At 56.0% G+C, this 18927-nt stretch carries 18 protein-coding genes and 1 pseudogene; 18 read left to right on the top strand and 1 reads right to left on the bottom strand.

Annotated elements, in window-relative coordinates:
• Window positions 1-38: 38 nt before the first annotated feature.
• The 13 genes and pseudogenes from mutL (at window position 39) to NYE74_RS20400 (ending at window position 15104) form a co-directional block, all read left to right on the top strand.
• Window positions 39-2200 (top strand): annotated as a pseudogene (mutL, locus tag NYE74_RS20465) (DNA mismatch repair endonuclease MutL).
• A gap of 25 nt (window positions 2201-2225) precedes the next feature.
• Window positions 2226-3008, top strand: a complete 783-nt coding sequence (locus NYE74_RS20455; protein ID WP_326044587.1) for a class I SAM-dependent methyltransferase — start codon at window positions 2226-2228, stop codon at window positions 3006-3008.
• Window positions 2995-3969 carry a tRNA (adenosine(37)-N6)-dimethylallyltransferase MiaA gene (miaA, locus tag NYE74_RS20450; protein ID WP_326044586.1) on the top strand — a complete coding sequence of 325 codons (975 nt, stop codon included), beginning with the start codon at window positions 2995-2997 and terminating at the stop codon, window positions 3967-3969. The genes NYE74_RS20455 and miaA overlap by 14 nt, the downstream gene beginning before the upstream one ends.
• A 24-nt stretch (window positions 3970-3993) precedes the next feature.
• The gene (gene hfq, locus NYE74_RS20445) at window positions 3994-4233 is read left to right on the top strand and encodes an RNA chaperone Hfq (protein WP_036623142.1); all 240 of its coding nucleotides are present in this window, start codon (window positions 3994-3996) and stop codon (window positions 4231-4233) included.
• 212 nt (window positions 4234-4445) lie between these two features.
• Window positions 4446-7121 (top strand): PBP1A family penicillin-binding protein, encoded by a 2676-nt coding sequence (locus NYE74_RS20440; protein ID WP_341005156.1) that lies wholly within the window; start codon window positions 4446-4448, stop codon window positions 7119-7121.
• 194 nt (window positions 7122-7315) lie between these two features.
• Window positions 7316-7876 carry a DUF402 domain-containing protein gene (locus NYE74_RS20435; RefSeq protein ID WP_036623139.1) on the top strand — a complete coding sequence of 187 codons (561 nt, stop codon included), beginning with the start codon at window positions 7316-7318 and terminating at the stop codon, window positions 7874-7876.
• Window positions 7877-7879: 3 nt separating this feature from the next.
• Complete coding sequence (locus NYE74_RS20430; RefSeq protein WP_051985453.1) at window positions 7880-8560, top strand: YdcF family protein; 681 nt, start codon at window positions 7880-7882, stop codon at window positions 8558-8560.
• A gap of 285 nt (window positions 8561-8845) precedes the next feature.
• On the top strand, window positions 8846-9826 hold the full coding sequence (spoVK, locus tag NYE74_RS20425; RefSeq protein ID WP_036623137.1) for a stage V sporulation protein K: 981 nt from the start codon (window positions 8846-8848) through the stop codon (window positions 9824-9826).
• Between the two features lie 26 nt (window positions 9827-9852).
• Window positions 9853-11175, top strand: coding sequence for a GTPase HflX (gene hflX, locus NYE74_RS20420; RefSeq protein ID WP_270619422.1), 1323 nt, complete (start codon window positions 9853-9855; stop codon window positions 11173-11175).
• Window positions 11176-11193: 18 nt separating this feature from the next.
• The gene (locus tag NYE74_RS20415) at window positions 11194-12447 is read left to right on the top strand and encodes a methionine gamma-lyase family protein (RefSeq protein WP_124332159.1); all 1254 of its coding nucleotides are present in this window, start codon (window positions 11194-11196) and stop codon (window positions 12445-12447) included.
• Window positions 12448-12531: 84 nt separating this feature from the next.
• A complete protein-coding gene (locus NYE74_RS20410; protein ID WP_036623134.1) occupies window positions 12532-12942 on the top strand; it encodes a MerR family transcriptional regulator in 411 nt (136 codons plus the stop codon).
• Between the two features lie 24 nt (window positions 12943-12966).
• Window positions 12967-14295 (top strand): type I glutamate--ammonia ligase, encoded by a 1329-nt coding sequence (glnA, locus tag NYE74_RS20405; protein WP_036623132.1) that lies wholly within the window; start codon window positions 12967-12969, stop codon window positions 14293-14295.
• Between the two features lie 647 nt (window positions 14296-14942).
• A complete protein-coding gene (locus NYE74_RS20400) occupies window positions 14943-15104 on the top strand; it encodes a hypothetical protein (protein ID WP_164815291.1) in 162 nt (53 codons plus the stop codon).
• Window positions 15105-15208: 104 nt separating this feature from the next.
• Here NYE74_RS20400 and lexA read toward each other — a convergent pair whose 3' ends face one another.
• Window positions 15209-15835 (bottom strand): transcriptional repressor LexA, encoded by a 627-nt coding sequence (gene lexA, locus NYE74_RS20395; protein WP_036623131.1) that lies wholly within the window; start codon window positions 15833-15835, stop codon window positions 15209-15211.
• 491 nt (window positions 15836-16326) lie between these two features.
• Between lexA and NYE74_RS20390 the strand changes: the two genes are divergently transcribed.
• From NYE74_RS20390 to NYE74_RS20370, 5 genes are all read left to right on the top strand, one after another.
• A complete protein-coding gene (locus NYE74_RS20390; RefSeq protein ID WP_227872762.1) occupies window positions 16327-16611 on the top strand; it encodes a LysM peptidoglycan-binding domain-containing protein in 285 nt (94 codons plus the stop codon).
• Between the two features lie 266 nt (window positions 16612-16877).
• Window positions 16878-17051 (top strand): DUF896 domain-containing protein, encoded by a 174-nt coding sequence (locus NYE74_RS20385; protein ID WP_082207779.1) that lies wholly within the window; start codon window positions 16878-16880, stop codon window positions 17049-17051.
• Window positions 17052-17064: 13 nt separating this feature from the next.
• The gene (locus NYE74_RS20380; RefSeq protein WP_036623127.1) at window positions 17065-17601 is read left to right on the top strand and encodes a hypothetical protein; all 537 of its coding nucleotides are present in this window, start codon (window positions 17065-17067) and stop codon (window positions 17599-17601) included.
• A 54-nt stretch (window positions 17602-17655) separates the two neighbouring features.
• Window positions 17656-18453, top strand: coding sequence for an HAD family hydrolase (locus NYE74_RS20375; protein WP_115311188.1), 798 nt, complete (start codon window positions 17656-17658; stop codon window positions 18451-18453).
• Window positions 18454-18517: 64 nt separating this feature from the next.
• A complete protein-coding gene (locus NYE74_RS20370; protein WP_227872761.1) occupies window positions 18518-18922 on the top strand; it encodes a FixH family protein in 405 nt (134 codons plus the stop codon).
• Window positions 18923-18927 lie beyond the last annotated feature (5 nt).

Here is an 18927-nt window from a genome sequence, read left to right as displayed (position 1 = left end):
AGAAATGAACGGAAACGGCAAGGCGGGAGGGAAAACAAGTGGCAAAAATCGTAGTATTGGACGAGCATATCGCCAACCAGATCGCCGCCGGCGAGGTGGTGGAACGGCCGGCGTCGGTCGTCAAGGAATTGGTCGAAAACGCCGTCGACGCGGGGGCGACAAGCATTGAAGTGACGGTGGAAGAAGGCGGTCTTGAGCTCATCCGGGTGACGGACAATGGCTCCGGCATCGCCCCGGAGGACTGCGAGACGGCGTTTTACCGCCACGCGACGAGCAAAATCGCATCAGGCCGCGACCTGTTTCAAATCCGCAGCCTTGGGTTTCGCGGCGAGGCGCTGCCGAGTATCGCCGCCGTCGCCAAGGTCAAGCTGGTCTCCTCCAGCGACGACACCGGGCTCGGCCGGCAGATCGTGATCGAAGGCGGAACGCTGAAGCAAAACGAAGAGACCGCCGCGCCGCAAGGCACGGATATTACGGTGCGGGAATTATTTTACAATACTCCGGCAAGGCTGAAATATATGAAAACGATCCAGACGGAGCTGGGGCACATCTCGGACTGTGTGTACCGGCAGGCGCTGGCTCACCCGAACATCGCTTTTACGCTGCGGCATAACGGCAACACGCTGCTGCAGAGCCCGGGCGGCGGGGACCTGCTGCAGGTCATCGCCGCCATATACGGCGTAAACACATCGAAAGGGATGGTGCCGATCGAAGCCGAGGACTTGGATTACCGGATCACGGGCTACATCGGCCGACCCGATCTGGCCCGGTCGAACCGCGGCGGGATGTCCACGATCGTGAACGGCCGCTACATCCGCAATCAGGGCCTGCATCAGGCGATTCTAAGAGCCTACCATACGCTGCTGCCGATCAACCGCTATCCGCTGGTCGTATTGATGCTGGACATGCATCCGTCGCTGGTGGACGTGAACGTGCATCCGGCGAAGCTGGAGGTCCGTTTCAGCAAGGAGCCCGAGCTGAACGGGTTTGTGGAGAGCAGCATCCGCAGCGTGCTGAACGGTCTGGTGCTGATTCCGCAGGTCGTGCGGCAGCAGATTGGCAGAGGATCCAGCAAAGCGGTGATCCAGGAGCAGTTTCACTTCCCCGCGCCGGATGGCGGCGCGGGAGAAGCCGCCGCCGGGCAGCCGGGCGCGGCGGGGAACGGGACGCTCCGGCCGGAGGCCTGGGGCGGAGCGGACATAGGCGCGCGGTCCGGCATGGCGGACCGCGGCTTTTCCGGGGCGGCGCCGGAGCGCGCCCCGGGCACGGATGGCGGCGCGTTCGCCGAAGGCGCCGCCGGCGGCCCGCTTCCGGGCGGCGGCTCGGCCGCCCGGACCGCCCCGGGCGCTCCCGCAGCGGCCGCAGGCCTGACGCTGCGGGAGCGGGGCCCTGCCGGCGCCGGCGCGTACGGCGCCGCGCAGCCCGAAGCGGCGCTGGCGCAACGCCAGGCGCCGCCGCAAACCCCGGCCAAGCCCCCGCTTTGCGAGGGCTTGGCCGGGACAGCGCCGCCGCCGCGTATAGCGGCGGCTCGGCATCGCAGCAGCCGCTGCGCCCCGAGCGGCTGCAGGAGATGCCGGAAGCGCTGTACGGCGCGCCTGCGGCGGCGCCGGAGCTTCCGGCCTTCCCGGAGCTGTCCCTGATCGGACAGCATCACGGCACATACCTCATCGCCCAGAACGAAGAGGGCTTGTATTTGATCGACCAGCACGCCGCGCATGAGCGGGTGAATTACGAATATTATTACGAAAAATTCGGCCATCCGGCGGACGCTTCGCAGGAGCTGCTGATCCCGATTACTCTGGAATTTACGCCGTCGGACAGCGCCAAGCTGAAGGAGCGGCTGCACTGGTTCGAACAGGCCGGCGTCATCCTTGAGCATTTCGGCGGGGGCACGTTCCGCGTCGTCTCTCACCCGTATTGGTTTCCCCAAGGGGAAGAAGAAGCGATCATCCAGGAAATGGCGGAATGGGTGCTGCACGAGCGGGCCATCGACCTCGCCAAGCTGCGCGAGGCCTCTTCCACGATGGTGTCCTGCAAAGCTTCGATCAAAGCAAACCAGAAGCTGACGCCGGAGGAAGCGAACACGCTGATCCGCCGCTTGGCGGCCTGCAAACAGCCGTACACTTGCCCGCACGGGAGACCGATCATCGTTTCGTTTACGGCGTACGATTTGGAAAAGCTGTTCAAGCGGGTCATGTGAGCGGCGCGAACGGAGGAATTTCATCATGTTAATTACTACGGGAGACCGCGAGACTCCCGCCGTGCTTGAGCGGGCTCAAAACCTGGCGGCACTGACCGGGGCAACCCGCGTGCCGCGCGGCCGGACCTCGCTGGCCAAGCTGGCCGAGCGTTACGGAGACGGCGACATTCTGGTCGTTATGGAGCAGGGGGTTCGTTTGCACCGGGCCGGGCAAGAGCCGCTGACGTTCCACCCCAGCATGGGTTTCGTCCGCGCCAAGCGGCTGCTTAAAGGCGAAAGCGACGCCATGCTGGAGGCGGCCCGCGCCGCCCCCGGCGACTTCGTCATCGACGGCACGGCCGGTCTCGGCTCCGACGCGAGCGTTTTCGCCGTTGCCGCCGGCCCCGGGGGCCGGGTGCTGGCGCTGGAGGATTCGTTTCCGCTCTGGGCGCTGCTGCAGGAGGGGCTGAAGCACTATGTTTCCGGGCTGCCGGAGTTTGACGCCGCTTTGCGGCGCATCGAAACGGTGCATGGGAACCATTTGGAGGTTTTGCGCGGCATGCCCGACAAAAGCGCGGACATCGTTTATTTCGATCCGATGTTCCGGCATCCGCTCGAGGATTCTTCCTCGATTTCGCCGCTGAGAACCTTTGCCAACGCGGGCAGCCTGAGCGCGGAGGCGGTGCGGGAAGCGTGCCGGGTCGCCCGGAAAACGGTCGTCATGAAGGAACAAAAAGGGAGCGGCGAATTTGCCCGGCTTGGCTTCGAGACGAGCGCCCGCGCCCATACCAAAATAGCTTACGGAGTGATCGCGCTTGACCATAAATAAGAAACCGCGGCTGCTGGTGCTCGTCGGTCCGACGGCGGTGGGCAAAACGAAGCTTAGCGTCGAAATCGCCAAAGCGTTTTCCTGCGAAGTGATTTCCGGCGATTCGATGCAGGTGTACCGGGGCATGGACATCGGCACGGCCAAAATCGCTCCGGCGGAGATGGAGGGCGTCCCCCATCATTTGATCGACGTGCTGGAGCCGGACGAGCCTTTTTCCGCCGCCCAATTTCAGGAGTGGTGCCGCAAGCTGATTCCGGAGATCGAAAGCCGCGGGCATTTGCCTTTTATCGTCGGGGGGACGGGGCTGTATATCGAATCCGTCTGCTATGAATTCCAATTTACGGAAGCCGGGGCCGACGAGGCGTTCCGCGCCGCGGAGCTGGCGTACGCCGAAGAACACGGCGCGGAGGCGCTGCACGCCAAGCTGGCGGCCATCGATCCCAGATCTGCCGCCCGATTGCATCCGAACGATGTGCGGCGGGTGATTCGCGCCATGGAAATCCACCATCTGACGGGAACGACTCTATCGGAGCAATTGGACAAACAAATCAAGGAGTCCCCGTACGATTTGTGCGTCATCGGTTTGACAATGGACCGGCAAATGCTTTATAACCGTATTGAACGGAGAATTGACGAAATGCTGCGGCTTGGTCTTGTGGATGAGGTGCGCCGCCTGCTTCGTCAGGGTTATTCCCGGGAACTCGTGTCCATGCAGGGGCTTGGCTACAAGGAAATCGCCGAACACCTGGAGGACGGCGTTCCGCTGCCGGAAGCCGTGGAGAAACTAAAGAGGGATACGCGGCGTTTCGCCAAGAGGCAGCTCTCCTGGTTCAGGCATATGAAGGAGATCGCCTGGATCGATGCGGGGAGCGGCGAAAATTTTTCCGGGATTTTGGCGGCGGCCCATGCTATAATAGCAGGAAAGTTTCCCGCTGATCTTGAATATAATTCAAAACACTAATTGATTCCTATTGGGGGTACGGCTATGAACAAGACCATTAATATCCAGGATACATTTCTGAACCAGCTTCGCAAAGAAAGCATACCGGTGACGGTATTTCTGACGAACGGATTTCAGATCAGGGGAACGATCAAAGCCTTTGACAACTTCACGATCGTCATCGACAGCGACGGACGCCAGCAAATGGTGTACAAGCACGCGATTTCCACGTTCCAGCCGCAGCGCAACGTGTCGCTGATGCAGGAAACGCAGAACGAGGGCTAAAGCGATAGTGAAACTTTTTTGATTTCAATACGTTAAAGGTATAGGAAAAGGAGAGAGCAACCTGACCCAGGTTGTTCTTTTCGTTCCGGGCATTTTTGGGCGCTCCGGATTCACCGGGAGCGGGTTCAACCGCCTCGCTGCGGCGCTGCCGCCGGGGGTTGAGGGCGGAGGCCGAACCTTTAACGGAGAGGTAAAAGGGGGTCAGAGAAACCATGTCCAGCCAAAATCCAAGACTGGAACGAAGCAATAAATCGGGGAAAAAAGGAAAGGCGCCGAAGGCGCGCAAAAAGAAAAAACTGACCGTAAAGAAACTGCTGTGGACTTCGTTTTTCACGATCGCGTTCGCGGTTTTCTGCGCGATTGCGGGTTATATGTACATTACGGTCAGCGGCGAAAAGATCCTCATGGAAAACGGGGACAAGCTGACGGTCTACGAAACAACCAAGGTATACGACCGTAACGGCGCGTTGATGGGGGAGCTCTCGATCGACAAAAGCGAGCCTGTTGACGCAGACGAAATCCCGGACCTGCTCAAAAAAGCGTTTGTCGCCACGGAAGACCGGCGGTTTTTCGAGCATAACGGCGTCGATCTTTGGTCGATCGGCAGAGCGGCGGTAAAGGATGTCGTGGCCCGTTCCCTGGTGGAAGGCGGAAGTACGATTACGCAGCAGCTCGCCAAAAACATTTTCCTCAGCGCGGACAAAACGTTTTTCCGCAAAGCGACGGAGATGTCGATTGCGATGGCGCTGGAACGTCACAAAACGAAAGATGAAATTTTAACGCTTTATCTTAATCGGATTAATTTCGGCGGAACGGTGTACGGAATTAAAGCGGCTTCCATCCGCTACTTCGGCAAATCGAATTTGAACGACCTGAAGCTGTGGCAAATGGCCACACTGGCGGCTATGCCCAAAGGGCCGTCCAAATATAACCCGCTGCGGAATCCTGAGCTTTCTCAAGAGCGCCGCGGCGTCGTTCTCGACCTGATGTATCAGGAAGGATACATTACCGCCGAGGAGCGGGACGAGGCGAAAAAGGTGGTTTACGACTACGAACCGCCGGCCAGCAACCAAAGCTACCTCGCCTTTAAAGACTATGTGGTCGAGGAAGCCGAGGAGAAGTTTGGCCTCACCGAAGACGAGCTGAACCGCGGCGGCTACAAAATTTACACGACGATGGACGCCCAGGCGCAAAAAGCGGTGGAGAAGGCGTTCGCCAACGACGATTATTTCGAAAAAAGCAAGGACGATAAACAGGTTCAGGGTTCGATCGTCATCATGAACCATGAGAACGGCAGCCTCGTCGCTCTGCTTGGCGGCCGGGATTACCAGCGCAAAGGCTACAGCCGCCTGAACAGCCGCAGACAGCCGGGTTCGGCGTTTAAGCCGATCGTGTCCTATGCGCCGGCGCTCGAATCAGGCAAATTTACGCCGGATTCGCAGATCCCGAACAATAAGCAGTGCTTCGGCGATTATTGTCCGACGAATCTGCACGGCTATTCGAACACGATCAACCTGACGACCGCGCTGACGAAATCGGAGAACATTCCGGCCGTGTGGCTGCTGAATGAGGTCGGGGCCGGCACAGGCGTGAAATACGCGCAGGAAATGGGCATCACGATGGACAAAAACGACCGCAACCTGGCGATCGCGCTTGGCGGTTTGACCTACGGGACGAACACGCTGGAAATGGCGGGGGCGTTCAGCGTGTTTGCCAACGGCGGGGAATACAACCCTCCGTATTCGATTAAGCAGATTGTCGATCATAACGGGGTAGTTAAATATAAATACAACCCGCCGAAACCGAAAAGGGTAATCAGCGAACGCACGGCCTACTATATGACGAAAATGATGGAAAACGTCGTCAATGAAGGGACGGGCCGGCGGGCAAAAATCGACCGTCCGGTTGCCGGGAAAACGGGGACGACGCAGCACGGCATCCCGGGCCTGCGAAGCAGCAAAAACCGCGACGTGTGGTTCGTCGGCTACACGCCGGAGTGGACGGCCGCGATCTGGATGGGCTATGACAATGCGGATAAAGACCATCTGCTGAACGGAAGCAGCGGCCAGACCGCGGCGCTGTTCGCGGCGGTGATGAAAGAGGCGCTGGCCGGCGTGCCGGTCAAGGATTTCCCGATACCGGCCAACCTGAAGCCGCCGGCGCAAGAGGAACCGAAGACGGCGGCGCCGTCCGAACTCAGCGCGGTCTATAACGCGGATACCGGTACGGTTGCGCTTAGCTGGAAAGGCGTGGAACAAGCCGGTGCGGTTTACCGGATTTACCGCCGTGAAGCTTCGGAAACGGATTTCACGCATATTATGGATTCCAGCGCTACGGAAACGGAAGACATCAGCATTACCCCGGGAACGGGTTATATCTACCGTGTTACGGCTTACGACCCCGTCAACGACGCGGAAAGCGATCCATCGAACAATGCCCAGGTGTTGATCGAAGCGGGCGAAGATCCGATGGACGATCTGCCCGATCCGGGCGCAGACGGTGATGGCAACCAGGGATTGCCGGGGGATGGGCAAATTGACGACGGCAGCGGAAATCAAGGTTTCCCGCCCGGAAACGAGGATGGCTCGGGAGACGGCCAGGGGAACGGCAACGGAAATGGCCAAGGCAACGGAAATGGCCTAGGGAATGGCCAAGGCAATGGCAATGGCAACGGTAATGGCAACGGCAACCCCGGAAACGGAAGCGGGAACGGAGACGGGGGCGTCTCGAATCCCGGTACCGTGGTTCCTCCTGACGGCGGCTTAGGCGAAGGAAATGCGGATACGTCCGCGCCACCCGCCGATGGAAATAACGGCCAAACCGATTCAGGGAACGGGCTGAACGCACCGGCTGGTGCGAATGAAGCGATTCAGGGGACGGGAGGCTAACCTGCCGAATTCCCGAAAGCGCCGATCGATCTATATGGCACGCGAACCCGCGGGCCAACCACCCGCAAGGCAAAGACCTCCAGAGCGGCGCGTTTAGCGTCCGGGGGTCTTTTCCCGTTTGTTGCGGCTGTTTTGTGACTCTTTTTCAAATATGGTAAAGTGATAGTACATTGTTGGTGAAAGGGCTATAATCTATGAAGCGAAAATTCGGAGACCGCGCGAACTGGCGCCGCATAACCCAGCGTCAGTTCAAATCCAAGTTTGTACAAAACGATGTCTTCACGGGGCATGTGACGTTGTATACGATTCAAGATCTTCGCGATCCGCTGTGGAAAACCTATGGAGGACACACGTTTCGCATTGCCGACAAAGGGTTTACCTGGCTGCAGTACTACCCGAAAGGGGCCCATTACGTCGTCACGGCGATGTTCGATGACCAAGGGGAAATCGTGGAATGGTATATCGATATTTGCAAAACGCAGGGGATTACGGATCAGGGCGTGCCCTGGTTTGACGATTTGTATTTGGATATCGTCGTGTTAAAGACCGGAGAAGTGTTTTTGCTCGATCAGGATGAACTTGACGACGCGCTTACAAGCGGCCTTATTACGGTAAAAGATTATGATCTGGCAGCAGAGACGGCCCATGAACTGCTTCATGCCATTAACAAGCAGCGCTTTCCGCTTTTTCAGTTGTCGCTTGAGCATTACCGCAGCGGGTTTATGAACGCGGATTCGCATCCCGATGGAGGTTGAGACATGCTTTTTGCCAAGAAAAGAACAACGTTGACTTTTGGCGAACCGGTACGGAAAAAACGGGGGATACGGGGAAAGTTGATTCGCTGGGGCCTCGTATTGTGCGCGCTGGGACTGGCCTGGGTGCTTTATGTGCTGGCCCAGATCGGCAGCATCGAGCGAAATCCGGCCGTGAGCGCCAGCCGCTCCGAACCGGCCGATGTCGGCATCGTGCTGGGAGCTTCTCTGTGGGGGGACGAACCGAGCCCGGGGCTGCGGGAGCGGCTGGAGCAGAGCATTCAGGATTATAAGGAGGGGAAGTTTAAGCTGTTTTTGCTGACCGGCGGCAGGGATACGGCCAACTCCAAATACACCGAAGCGGAGGGCATGGCGAATTATCTGGAACGCAGCGGCATCCCGCGGGAAAAAATCCTGCTTGAAAACGAGGCGACCAGCACGTTCGAAAACCTGAAATTCAGCCAGGCGATCATGGAGGAGCGCGGGTACGATTCCGCTCTCATTATTACGCATACGTATCACGGGAACCGGGCGCTGGAAATCGCCGAGGCGTTTGGCTATCATGACCCGAAGCTGTCGTTGAAGAAATCCGCGGTGCTTAAACCGATTCCCAATACGGTACGGGAGATTTTGGCTTATACGAAATGGAAAATGGATCAGCTGGCGCTCGCTTTGGGCCGAGGGTGACAAAACTTCTAATAACGGACAGGGAGAGAGAATACATTTAAAAGTGTGCTTCGAAAAAGGCTGCCTTTTTTCAACCTGCCCCTTTAAATTAAGATCAAAAATCCGGGTTTCTAGCACCGAAAGGTTGGATGAAGCGTAGGGATTGAGCGGCGGAGCGTAGGCACGCCTACGTGAGCAACGGAAATCCCGGCTGAATTCAAGGTTCGACGTCGAATAGACCGCTTGAGTTTCTTCGTGATGGAAAGACGAATTTTTGATTACCTTTATAAAAGAGGTGATGTCCCTGTGTCTGGGCGTGTTATAGCCAGAAGCGGCTCTTCGGATGAGAGACCGTCCCGGCAAATCAACGTCATTTTACGCAGCGCCGAGCCGCCGGTCGTCTCGCAGAGCGTTCCCGAAAGCGAACCGGGCCCGGCCGCCAAAGCTTTGCCGCAGCAAGGGCTGTTCGTGGAAATTCAAAAGGAATTGGATCACCTGATCGGGTTGGATCATATTAAGGAGTTCATGTACGAAATTTTCGCGTTTTTACAGATCGCTTCCATGCGTTCGGAAGCGGGCCTGCTGTCGGGGCCGCAGGTATATCATATGATTTTCAAGGGCAATCCGGGCACCGGCAAAACGACGGTGGCGCGCATCGTGGCCAAGATGTTTCAACGGATGGGCGTGCTGAGCAAAGGGCATTTGATCGAGGTGGAGCGGGCCGACCTGGTCGGCGAATATATCGGCCATACGGCGCAAAAAACGCGCGATCTGGTCAAAAAAGCGCTGGGCGGCATTTTGTTCATCGACGAAGCCTACAGCCTGGCGCGGGGCGGGGAGAAAGACTTCGGCAAGGAAGCGATCGATACGCTGGTCAAAGCGATGGAGGACCAGAAGAACCAGTTCATTCTCATCCTGGCCGGATATTCCGATGAAATGGACTTTTTCCTGTCAACGAATCCGGGGCTGCCGTCCCGGTTTCCGATCCAGATGGATTTTCCGGACTATACGATCGACCAGTTGATACAGATCGCCGAAGCGATGGCCAAAGAAAGGGATTATATCCTGATGCCCCAGGCGATACTCAAACTAAAGCAGCATTTGCTTAAGGAAAAATGCGAAAGCGAACATCTGTTCAGCAACGCCCGCTACGTCCGCAACGTGATCGAACGTTCGATCCGCCAGCAGGCCGTCCGGCTGCTGAACCAATACGGCGGCGGCTCCCCGGGCAAACTGGAGCTGATGACGCTCAGGACGGAGGATCTGAAGCTGGAGAAAAAGGGATAACCGGTTGATATAAGGAGCAGTGGTTTATGGCCAAATCATTACATGAGACCAACGACAAAATTCAGGATATCGCCGTTCTCGTTAGCTTGATTACCCCGGAGACGAAGCAAACCGGGATCGATCCGTCCTATTCTTTGGACGAATTGGTCCGGCTGGCGGAGACGGCGGGCGTGGAGGTGGCGGAGACGGCGGTGCAAAACCGCGACAAACCGGATCCGCGCTGGCTTATCGGTAAAGGCAAGGTGCTGGAGCTGAGGGAGCTCATGGACCGCCTGAGAGCGAATACGGCGATCTTCGACCAGGAGCTGTCCGGGGCGCAAGTGCGCAATCTGGAGGAGATGCTGGACGCCAAAATTATCGACCGCACGCAGCTGATCCTTGATATTTTTGCCCAGCGGGCCAAAACGCGGGAAGGGATCATTCAGGTGGAGCTGGCTCAGCTGACCTATCTGCTGCCGCGGCTGTCCGGCCACGGCAAAAACCTGTCCCGGCTTGGCGGCGGCATCGGCACGCGGGGACCGGGGGAAAGCAAGCTGGAGATGGACCGCCGCCATATCCGGCGCCGCATCGGCGAGCTGAAGCGTCAACTGGAAGAGGTGACGCGGCACCGCCGTCTGCATCGGGCCCGCCGCAAGGAGACCGGGGTCGTGCAGGTGGCGCTGGTAGGCTATACGAACGCCGGCAAATCCACGCTGCTGAGGCAGCTTACGAACGCGGACGTGTACGTGGAGAACCAGCTGTTCGCCACGCTTGATCCGACGACGCGCCTATTGCCGCTGCCCGGCGGCAAAGAGGTGGTGCTGACCGATACGGTCGGATTCATTCAAAACCTGCCGCATGATTTGGTGGCCGCTTTCCGCGCGACGCTGGAGGAAGTGAACGAGGCGGACTTGATCCTTCACGTCGTCGACGCGTCGTCGCCGATGCGTCAGGAGCAGATGGCGGTCGTGGGGCGGATTTTAACCGAGCTGGGGGCGGGGGGGAAACCTCAGATCGTTCTGTTCAACAAAATCGATCTTTGCCGGCCCGATGGCTTGCAGATGCTGCCCTCCGGCGAAGGGTTCTTAAAGATCAGCGCTTACGATGAACGGGACCTGGCCGCGATCCGCGAAGCGGTGCAGCGCAGGTTGTCCGGCGGAACCAAATCGTTTCGGATTCCGGCGGAGCGGGGCGATCTCGCCTCCGTTTTGTACCGGATCGGCGATGTGGTGAATCAGCAAATGGATGAGGCGGACATGATTTACGATGTGAACGTAAACCAGGCGGATTTTGCGAAATACGGGGATCAGCTCGCTCCTTTTGCGGTTCAAAAGCCTGACGTCCATGAAGAAACGAACGAATCGAGATAAGGGAGAGAGAACAACAAGATGGCGGTATTTTCGGATGAGATCGTAAATTGGCTAAAAGCGGCCGAGCGTAAGGCGGAAGGGAGGTTTCGGGAGATCGACGAAATCGTCGATCACAACTCGTGGAAAGTCATCGAAGCGTTTCAGCGGCACCAGGTGAGCGATTACCATTTTTCCGGATCGACCGGATACGCCTACAATGACCGCGGACGCGAGGTGCTGGATCTCGTGTACGCTGACGTATTCGGCGCGGAAGCGGCGCTCGTCCGCCCTCATTTCGCTTCCGGAACGCATACGATCGCGACGGCATTGTTCGGTGTCTTACGTCCCGGGGACGAACTGCTCTATATCACGGGCCGTCCTTATGATACACTACATAAAGTGATAGGTAAGCCGGGAGACGGCAGCGGCTCGCTGCAGGACTTCGGAATCGCCTATAACGAGGCGGAGCTAACTGCCGACGGCACAATCGATTGGAAGGCGGTGAGAGGGAAAATTACCGATAGGACGAGGGTGATCGGCATCCAGCGTTCGCGGGGATACGATTGGCGCGATTCCTTTACCGTCGAACAAATCGGGGAGATGGTGCGCGAGGTTAAAGCGCTCAAACCGGAGGCGATCGTGTTCGTCGACAACTGCTACGGCGAATTTACCGAAGAACGGGAGCCAACCGAGGTCGGCGCCGATCTGATCGCCGGCTCTTTGATCAAAAATCCCGGCGGCGGCCTGGCGGAAACCGGGGGATATATCTGCGGGCGCGAAGACCTCGTGAAGCTCGCATCCTATCGTCTGACGGCGCCGGGAATCGGCGGGGAAGTCGGGGCGATGCTGGGGACGACCCGCGGCATATACCAGGGGCTGTTCCTGGCGCCGACCATCGTGGGACAAGCGGTCAAAGGCAGCGTCCTGGCGGCGGCGGTATTCGAGCGGGCCGGCTTCGAAAGCCGGCCGGGGTGGAACGAGCGGCGCACGGATTTGATCCAGGCGATTTCCTTCAGCGGTCCGGAGCAATTGATCGCTTTCGTGCAAGGCATTCAAAAGGCGGCCGCGGTGGACGGTCATGTCGTGCCGGAGCCTTGGGATATGCCGGGCTACGAGCATCCCGTGATTATGGCCGCCGGCACCTTCATTCAGGGAGGAAGCCTGGAATTGTCCGCCGACGCGCCGATACGCGCCCCTTATATCGCATACATGCAGGGCGGATTAACTTATTCTCACGTGAAATTCGGGTTGCTTACCGCCCTCCAGACGATGAAAGACCGCAACTTGTTGTGAGTTATCCTAACATATCTATTGACATGTTAGGATAACTCACATATGATAAGGTCAAGAGATTATATAACTGGAAGGTTGAGAGCGATGAGTGACGAAATTCGCAGAAATATGGCCTTATTTCCTATCGGTATCGTAATGAAGCTCACGGATTTGACGGCAAGACAAATCAGATATTATGAACAGCATGAGTTGATTGTGCCTGCGCGCACTTCGGGAAACCAGCGTATGTTCTCTTTTAATGATGTCGAGCGGCTGCTGGAGATTAAAGGTCTCATTGATAAAGGCGTTAATATCGCCGGCATCAAGCAGGTGATGAATCCGATGTCACGTGAATCCCAGGAGGCGACGGTGATCACGAAGGACACGGAAGAGAAGCGGAAAGAAATGACCGATTCTCAGCTTTACCGCATGCTGAAGCAGCAGTTGGTCACCGGGAGCAAGCCGAATCAGGTTTCCCTGATCCAAGGCGAGCTGTCCCGCTTTTTCAAAAAATAATCTAAATGTTGGGAGAGGTAATTCATGAGTTACACCAAAGAAGATATTTTGCGCATTGCCAAAGAGGAAAATGTACGTTTTATCCGCCTGCAGTTTACCGACTTGCTCGGTACGATCAAAAACGTGGAAATTCCGGTCAGCCAGTTGGAAAAAGCGCTCGACAACAAGATGATGTTTGACGGCTCTTCCATCGAAGGTTACGTTCGTATCGAAGAATCTGACATGTACCTCTACCCGGATCTGGATACCTGGGTGGTTTTCCCTTGGGTGACTGAAGATCGCGTTGCCCGCCTGATTTGCGACGTGTATATGCCGGATGGCACGCCGTTTGCCGGAGATCCGCGGGCCATTTTGAAGCGCGTGCTGAAGGAAGCGGAGGAAATGGGCTACACCTCGATGAACGTTGGTCCGGAACCGGAATTTTTCCTGTTCAAAACCGATGACAAAGGCAATCCGACGACGGAACTCAATGACCAAGGCGGCTACTTCGACCTGGCGCCGACGGACCTTGGCGAGAACTGCCGCCGCGAAATCGTGCTGACGCTGGAAGAGATGGGCTTTGAGATCGAAGCTTCTCACCATGAAGTGGCTCCAGGCCAGCACGAAATCGACTTCAAATATGCGGATGCGGTCAAAGCGGCCGACCAGATTCAGACGTTCAAACTGGTCGTCAAAACGATCGCGCGTCAGCACGGCCTGCATGCCACGTTTATGCCGAAGCCGCTGTTCGGCGTCAACGGCTCGGGGATGCACTGCCACCAATCGCTGTTTAGAGGGGATACGAACGCGTTTTATGAGGAAAGCGATCCGCTTGGCCTGAGCAAGGAAGCCCGTCATTACATGGCCGGCATTCTGAAGCACGCCCGCGCGTTCGCGGCGATCACGAACCCGACGGTCAACTCATACAAACGCCTTGTTCCGGGTTATGAAGCGCCGTGTTATGTGGCCTGGTCTTCCAGCAACCGCAGCCCGATGATCCGGATTCCGGCTTCCCGCGGCCTCAGCACCCGGGTCGAGGTGCGGAACCCTGACCCGGCGGCCAATCCTTACCTGGCGCTTGCCGTGATGCTCAAAGCGGGCCTGGATGGCATCAAGAAGGAGCTTCCGCTGGTGGAACCGGTCGATCGCAATATCTATGTGATGTCCGAGGAAGAGCGCGTCGAAGAAGGCATTCCAAGCCTGCCGGCCGATCTGAAGGAAGCGCTTGGCGAGCTGCTCCGCAGCGAAATCATTTCCGAGGCGCTTGGCGATCACGCCTTGACCCATTTCTACGAGTTGAAGGAAATCGAATGGGATATTTTCCGCACGCAAGTACATCCGTGGGAACGCGATCAGTACATGACGCTGTATTAATTGAGGAATCCCTTGGGGCCGTTGGCCTCAGGGGATTTTTGTTTTTTGCGGGCAATAATGGGCTCAGCCTAGGATATCGACGCTTAACAGCCTGCTGCTGGAACGACTTTGCGCCGGATGAACGGCTAACCTGTCGGGTGGAACGGCTGACCTGTCGAGTAGAATGACCAACCTGTTGGATGGTACGGCTAACCGTCGGGTGGAACGATACACCGTTGACCTTCAAAATAGCGGCACTTTATGTACTTATCATCCGGACCCAGGCATATTTATCCCCATTAGCGGCATTTTTTGTTCTTATTGACCTGTGAACCGTCCGGAATGCAGCATTTTCTCGAGGGCGGGGGAAAATAGCGGCATAAATTGTCTCTCTTTCTCTCAAATTGACGGACTTCGCCGGAATAACGACGTTTTTTGTCCTTATGTTGTTAGAGCCGGACCGGAGATCCTCCTTCGATCCAAGTACCATCACACTGGAAGGCTCAGCGCAACGGGTTAAGATAAAAAATAATCTTATGCAGTTCATACTTTTTCCATCAACCGGCCTGGCGAGTCCGTTTATTGGACTAGAATATTTTGGAAACTGTAATTATGCCGTTTTTTATTCAGCGATTGGATACCTTATAGATATAAGGAGGTTGAATGAAATGGTTACCGCACTCAAAAGATATCAGCGGCGCCGGTATCGTTTGAAACAGTGGTGGGTTTCCGAACGGGCGGGATTCGGGTTTGGATGGGGAATGCGAGGCAGACGGGGAAAATCCGGCTACGGAACGATGCCTTATTTCCCGGATTTGGATTGGGACTAGCGGACGGAGGGGTGCATCATCCCTTTTCCGATGAAAATTTCAAGTGGAAAAAAGGACGCTGCAGACTGTTCTGCTTCGTCCTTTTTTCATTGCCGTAAAATGAATCAGTTCAGATCCCGGAACAAGCCCACCACTTTACCGAGGATGGTCACGTGCTTCAGACGCAGCGGCTCCATGGTCGGATTTTCCGGCTGCAGACGAATATGGTCCTTCTCCTTGTAAAAGGTTTTGACCGTCGCCTCGTCGTCTTCGGTCATCGCAACCACGATATCCCCGTTGTTCGCTGTCTGCTGCTGGCGGACAATCACGTAATCTCCATTATGTATGCCGGCTTCGATCATGCTGTCCCCAACTACGGAGAGCATGAAGATTTCTCCGTCTCTTGTGTAATGATCCGGCAGCGGAAAGTAATCTTCGATGTTCTCCGTGGCGGTAATCGGAACACCGGCCGTGACTTTGCCCACGACGGGAACGCGTGCGACGGTTTGAGCGAAGTTATTGAAACTCTCGGATTCTTCCTGATTCAACAGCTCGATGGCACGCGGCTTGGTCGGATCGCGGCGGATCAGCCCCTTCTTCTCCAACCGGTCCAAATGGCCGTGAACCGTAGAGCTGGAGGCAAGTCCTACAGCTTCCCCAATCTCCCGGACAGAGGGAGGGTATCCCTTGGCGCGAACTTCATTGCGGATAAATTCCAGAATGGCCTGTTGCCGGCTGGATATCTTTGACATATCGGATCAACCCCATTTAGTAACGTTTGGAAAAATTATAACACAGAACTTCCGTTCGCACAAACATTAGTTCTAAAAGTAAGCTTTAAAAAGAAATCAAAAAGTAATCTTTTGATCACGAAGCGGATTATGAAGCGGTTTCGACGTCGAATCTTGAATTCAGCCGGGCTCTAGCATATGCTTCCGAAGCATGTTCCTAAGGAAGCATTCAGGTGTTCACGTACCCAAAACGAACGCTAAGCTCCTAACGTCCACGGCTTCAACCAACTTTCTCGGTGCTGAATAACTGACTTTTTAAACTCGCACTAAAGAAAAAAGGGAACAATTGTTCGAAAAAAGTGTTGAATCAAACAAATGTTCGTGTTATAGTAATGGCATTAATAAGAACGCTTGTTTGGAGTGATGAATTTATGCCAAGATACACTACCTATAGAAGCATCTATGACCAACCTTCTTTTACTCGTCCCGCAAAGAGAAGACTACATATTTCGATGTTTCGTCACAGCCTCGCCAAGGTTGCCGTTTTTCTTCTGGTGCTGAGCCTTACTTGTACGGGCGTGGTAACGGCATTTGCCGCCTCCTCCGATTCCGGCCGTCCGGAGCGGGAGCTTGAGCAAGTCGTTGTTCTGCCCGGGGATACATTGTGGGAAATCGCGGTTGAACATAAGCCGCAAGGATCGGACACGCGCGTCTACATCAAGAAGTTGATTCGCGTCAACGGGTTGAACTCTAGCGAGATTAAGGCGGGGGATATTTTGTTCATTCCTTTGGAATGACAATACGTACAACATACGGAAATCGTTATTTTCTTATATATGTTAGCGCGTGTTTATAAGGGGCTGTCGTCAAAGCGGACTTTTTAAACCATTTCTATAAACTAAAGGGGCTTGCCATTGGCGTTCTGGAGTGATTTCCGCCGCCTTGACAAGCTCTTTTTCTCATGTCAAAGTAAGAATTAATGCCCTGCATGATGCTTGTTCCGCCAAAGTGCGGCTAAACCGGAATCATCGGAGCGCATAGTAAATGAATCCAGGAGGAAGATATGGACATCGATGCTTTGGTAAAGCGGATTAACGAACTGGCCCGCAAGCATAAAACGGAAGGTTTAACGCAGGACGAGATGCTGGAAAGAGCCCAGCTTCGCGAAACATACCTGGAGAATGTCCGCAGAAATTTTCGCCGGCAACTCGAATCGATCGAGATTGTAGATAAATAGGGGAGGAACATGCATGGCTTCGTTTGACCGGAAAGTGGAGCGGAATCAGCTCCGGATGCAGAAAAAAGGAAAGGGCCCGAATTTGGGGAGCGGGCAGGGCGGAAGAAACGCGAGAAGCGTCTTGGGACCTAACGGGGAAGGCGACGTCTTCAAAGGGCGCAACTTTATTTTGCCGATCGTGCTGTTCTTGCTGGCTCTGCTCTATGCCAGCGTCGGCATCATCGGGAATTCGGCCGAGGTGAATACGATGATGTATTGGATTACGATCATCCTTTACGCCGTGCTGGCGCTCGCCATATTTCTCCGCAAGCCGTATTTGCGCATCAACAAAAGCTGGCTCTACACCTCGAAATTTAACCGGGACAAATCTCTGGATGCCGGAAATATCAGCAAAATCATCGTAAGCCGGAACAAAATCGTAATTGAGCCGAAAATCCGGGATGCAAAATGGGTATTTTACCGGACGCGCAACCGCTTTGACACCGAGGCGATGGCCGCGCGGCTGGAACTGTATGCCAACACGCATCACGTGAAGCTGGTCAAGGAATAAGGAATGCGTTGTTCATTTGCCCCCATAGGGAGATCATGGAGCGAGGTTGAAACGATGACGATTAAAGCTGTTTGTTTTGATTTGGACGATACGCTGCTGTGGGATGACCGCAGCGTAAAGGAAGCTTTTGCCGCTGCCTGCGAGTTCGCGGCGCAGCGGGTTCCGGGAATCGAGCCGGAAGAGCTGGAGGAAGCGGTGCGGCGGGAAGCACGCGGACTGTACGAGTCTTACGAAACGTATCCGTTTACGAAGATGATCGGGATTAATCCGTTTGAAGGCCTATGGGCTACGTTTTCGGCCGGAGAGCAGCCGGAGTTCCGCCAGCTGGAGCAGCTTGCCCCGGTATACCGCAAGGAGTCCTGGCGGCGCGGGTTGCTGGCCGTCGGCGTCGATAACGACCAGCTCGGCGAGGAACTGGCGGAGCGGTTCGCCAAAGAGCGCCGCGCCCGTCCGCATGTTTACGAAGAAACGTTTCAAGTGCTCAAGGAACTTCACGGAACCGTTAAGCTGCTGCTGCTGACCAACGGCTGCCCGGCCCTGCAGCAAGAGAAGCTCGACGGCGTGCCGGAGCTGGCGCCGTTTTTTGACGAGATCATCATTTCCGGCAAGTTCGGCAAGGGCAAACCCGATCCGTCCATTTTCCGCCATGCGCTGGAACGGTTAGGGATCGATGCCGGCGAAGGGATTATGGTTGGCGACAAGCTGACGACCGATATCAAAGGCTCGCTCAGCGTCGGCATGACGGCCATATGGATCAATCGCGACGGAAAACAGCCTAGCGACGAAATCAAGCCCGATTACGAAATTTCGCACTTGTCCGAGCTGCACGAAATTATCGCGCGATTGGCGTAAGCTTGCGTACGAACGTCCAATCTCAAAACGAATGTACGGAATAAGCGAAAAGGAGGGAAATCCATTGAAGGGAAAAGCCGGGCGGATCGCCGTTATGGTATTGTTGATCACGGTGCTTGGCGGCTGCGGACGAAGCGAAACGGCGGCGGTGGATAATGGACCGCTGGAGCCGATCCGGGTAGATCTTGAAGTAACGCCGGATACCGTTGAAAGCGGCGGGACCGTGACGTTTACCGCCAAGGTGGGGCATCGGGGGGAAAACGTCGATGACGCGCAGGAGGTTACGTTCGAATTTTGGAACACCGATGACGAAAACGCCGAGCACAGCAAAGTGACGGTAAAAAGCGCCGGAGACGGCGCCTATGTCCTCGAGCGCAAGTTTGCGGAGCCGGGAACCTATAAAGTGATTTCCCATGTGACCGCACGGGATCAACATTCGATGCCGTCCAAGCAGTTTACGGTACAGTAACGCCG

The sequence above is a fragment of the Paenibacillus sp. FSL P4-0127 genome (assembly GCF_038007325.1).
GTDB lineage: Bacteria > Bacillota > Bacilli > Paenibacillales > Paenibacillaceae > Fontibacillus > Fontibacillus macerans.
The sequence above is the reverse complement of the archived record's forward strand: the minus strand, read 5'-3'. Positions and strand labels throughout refer to the sequence as shown.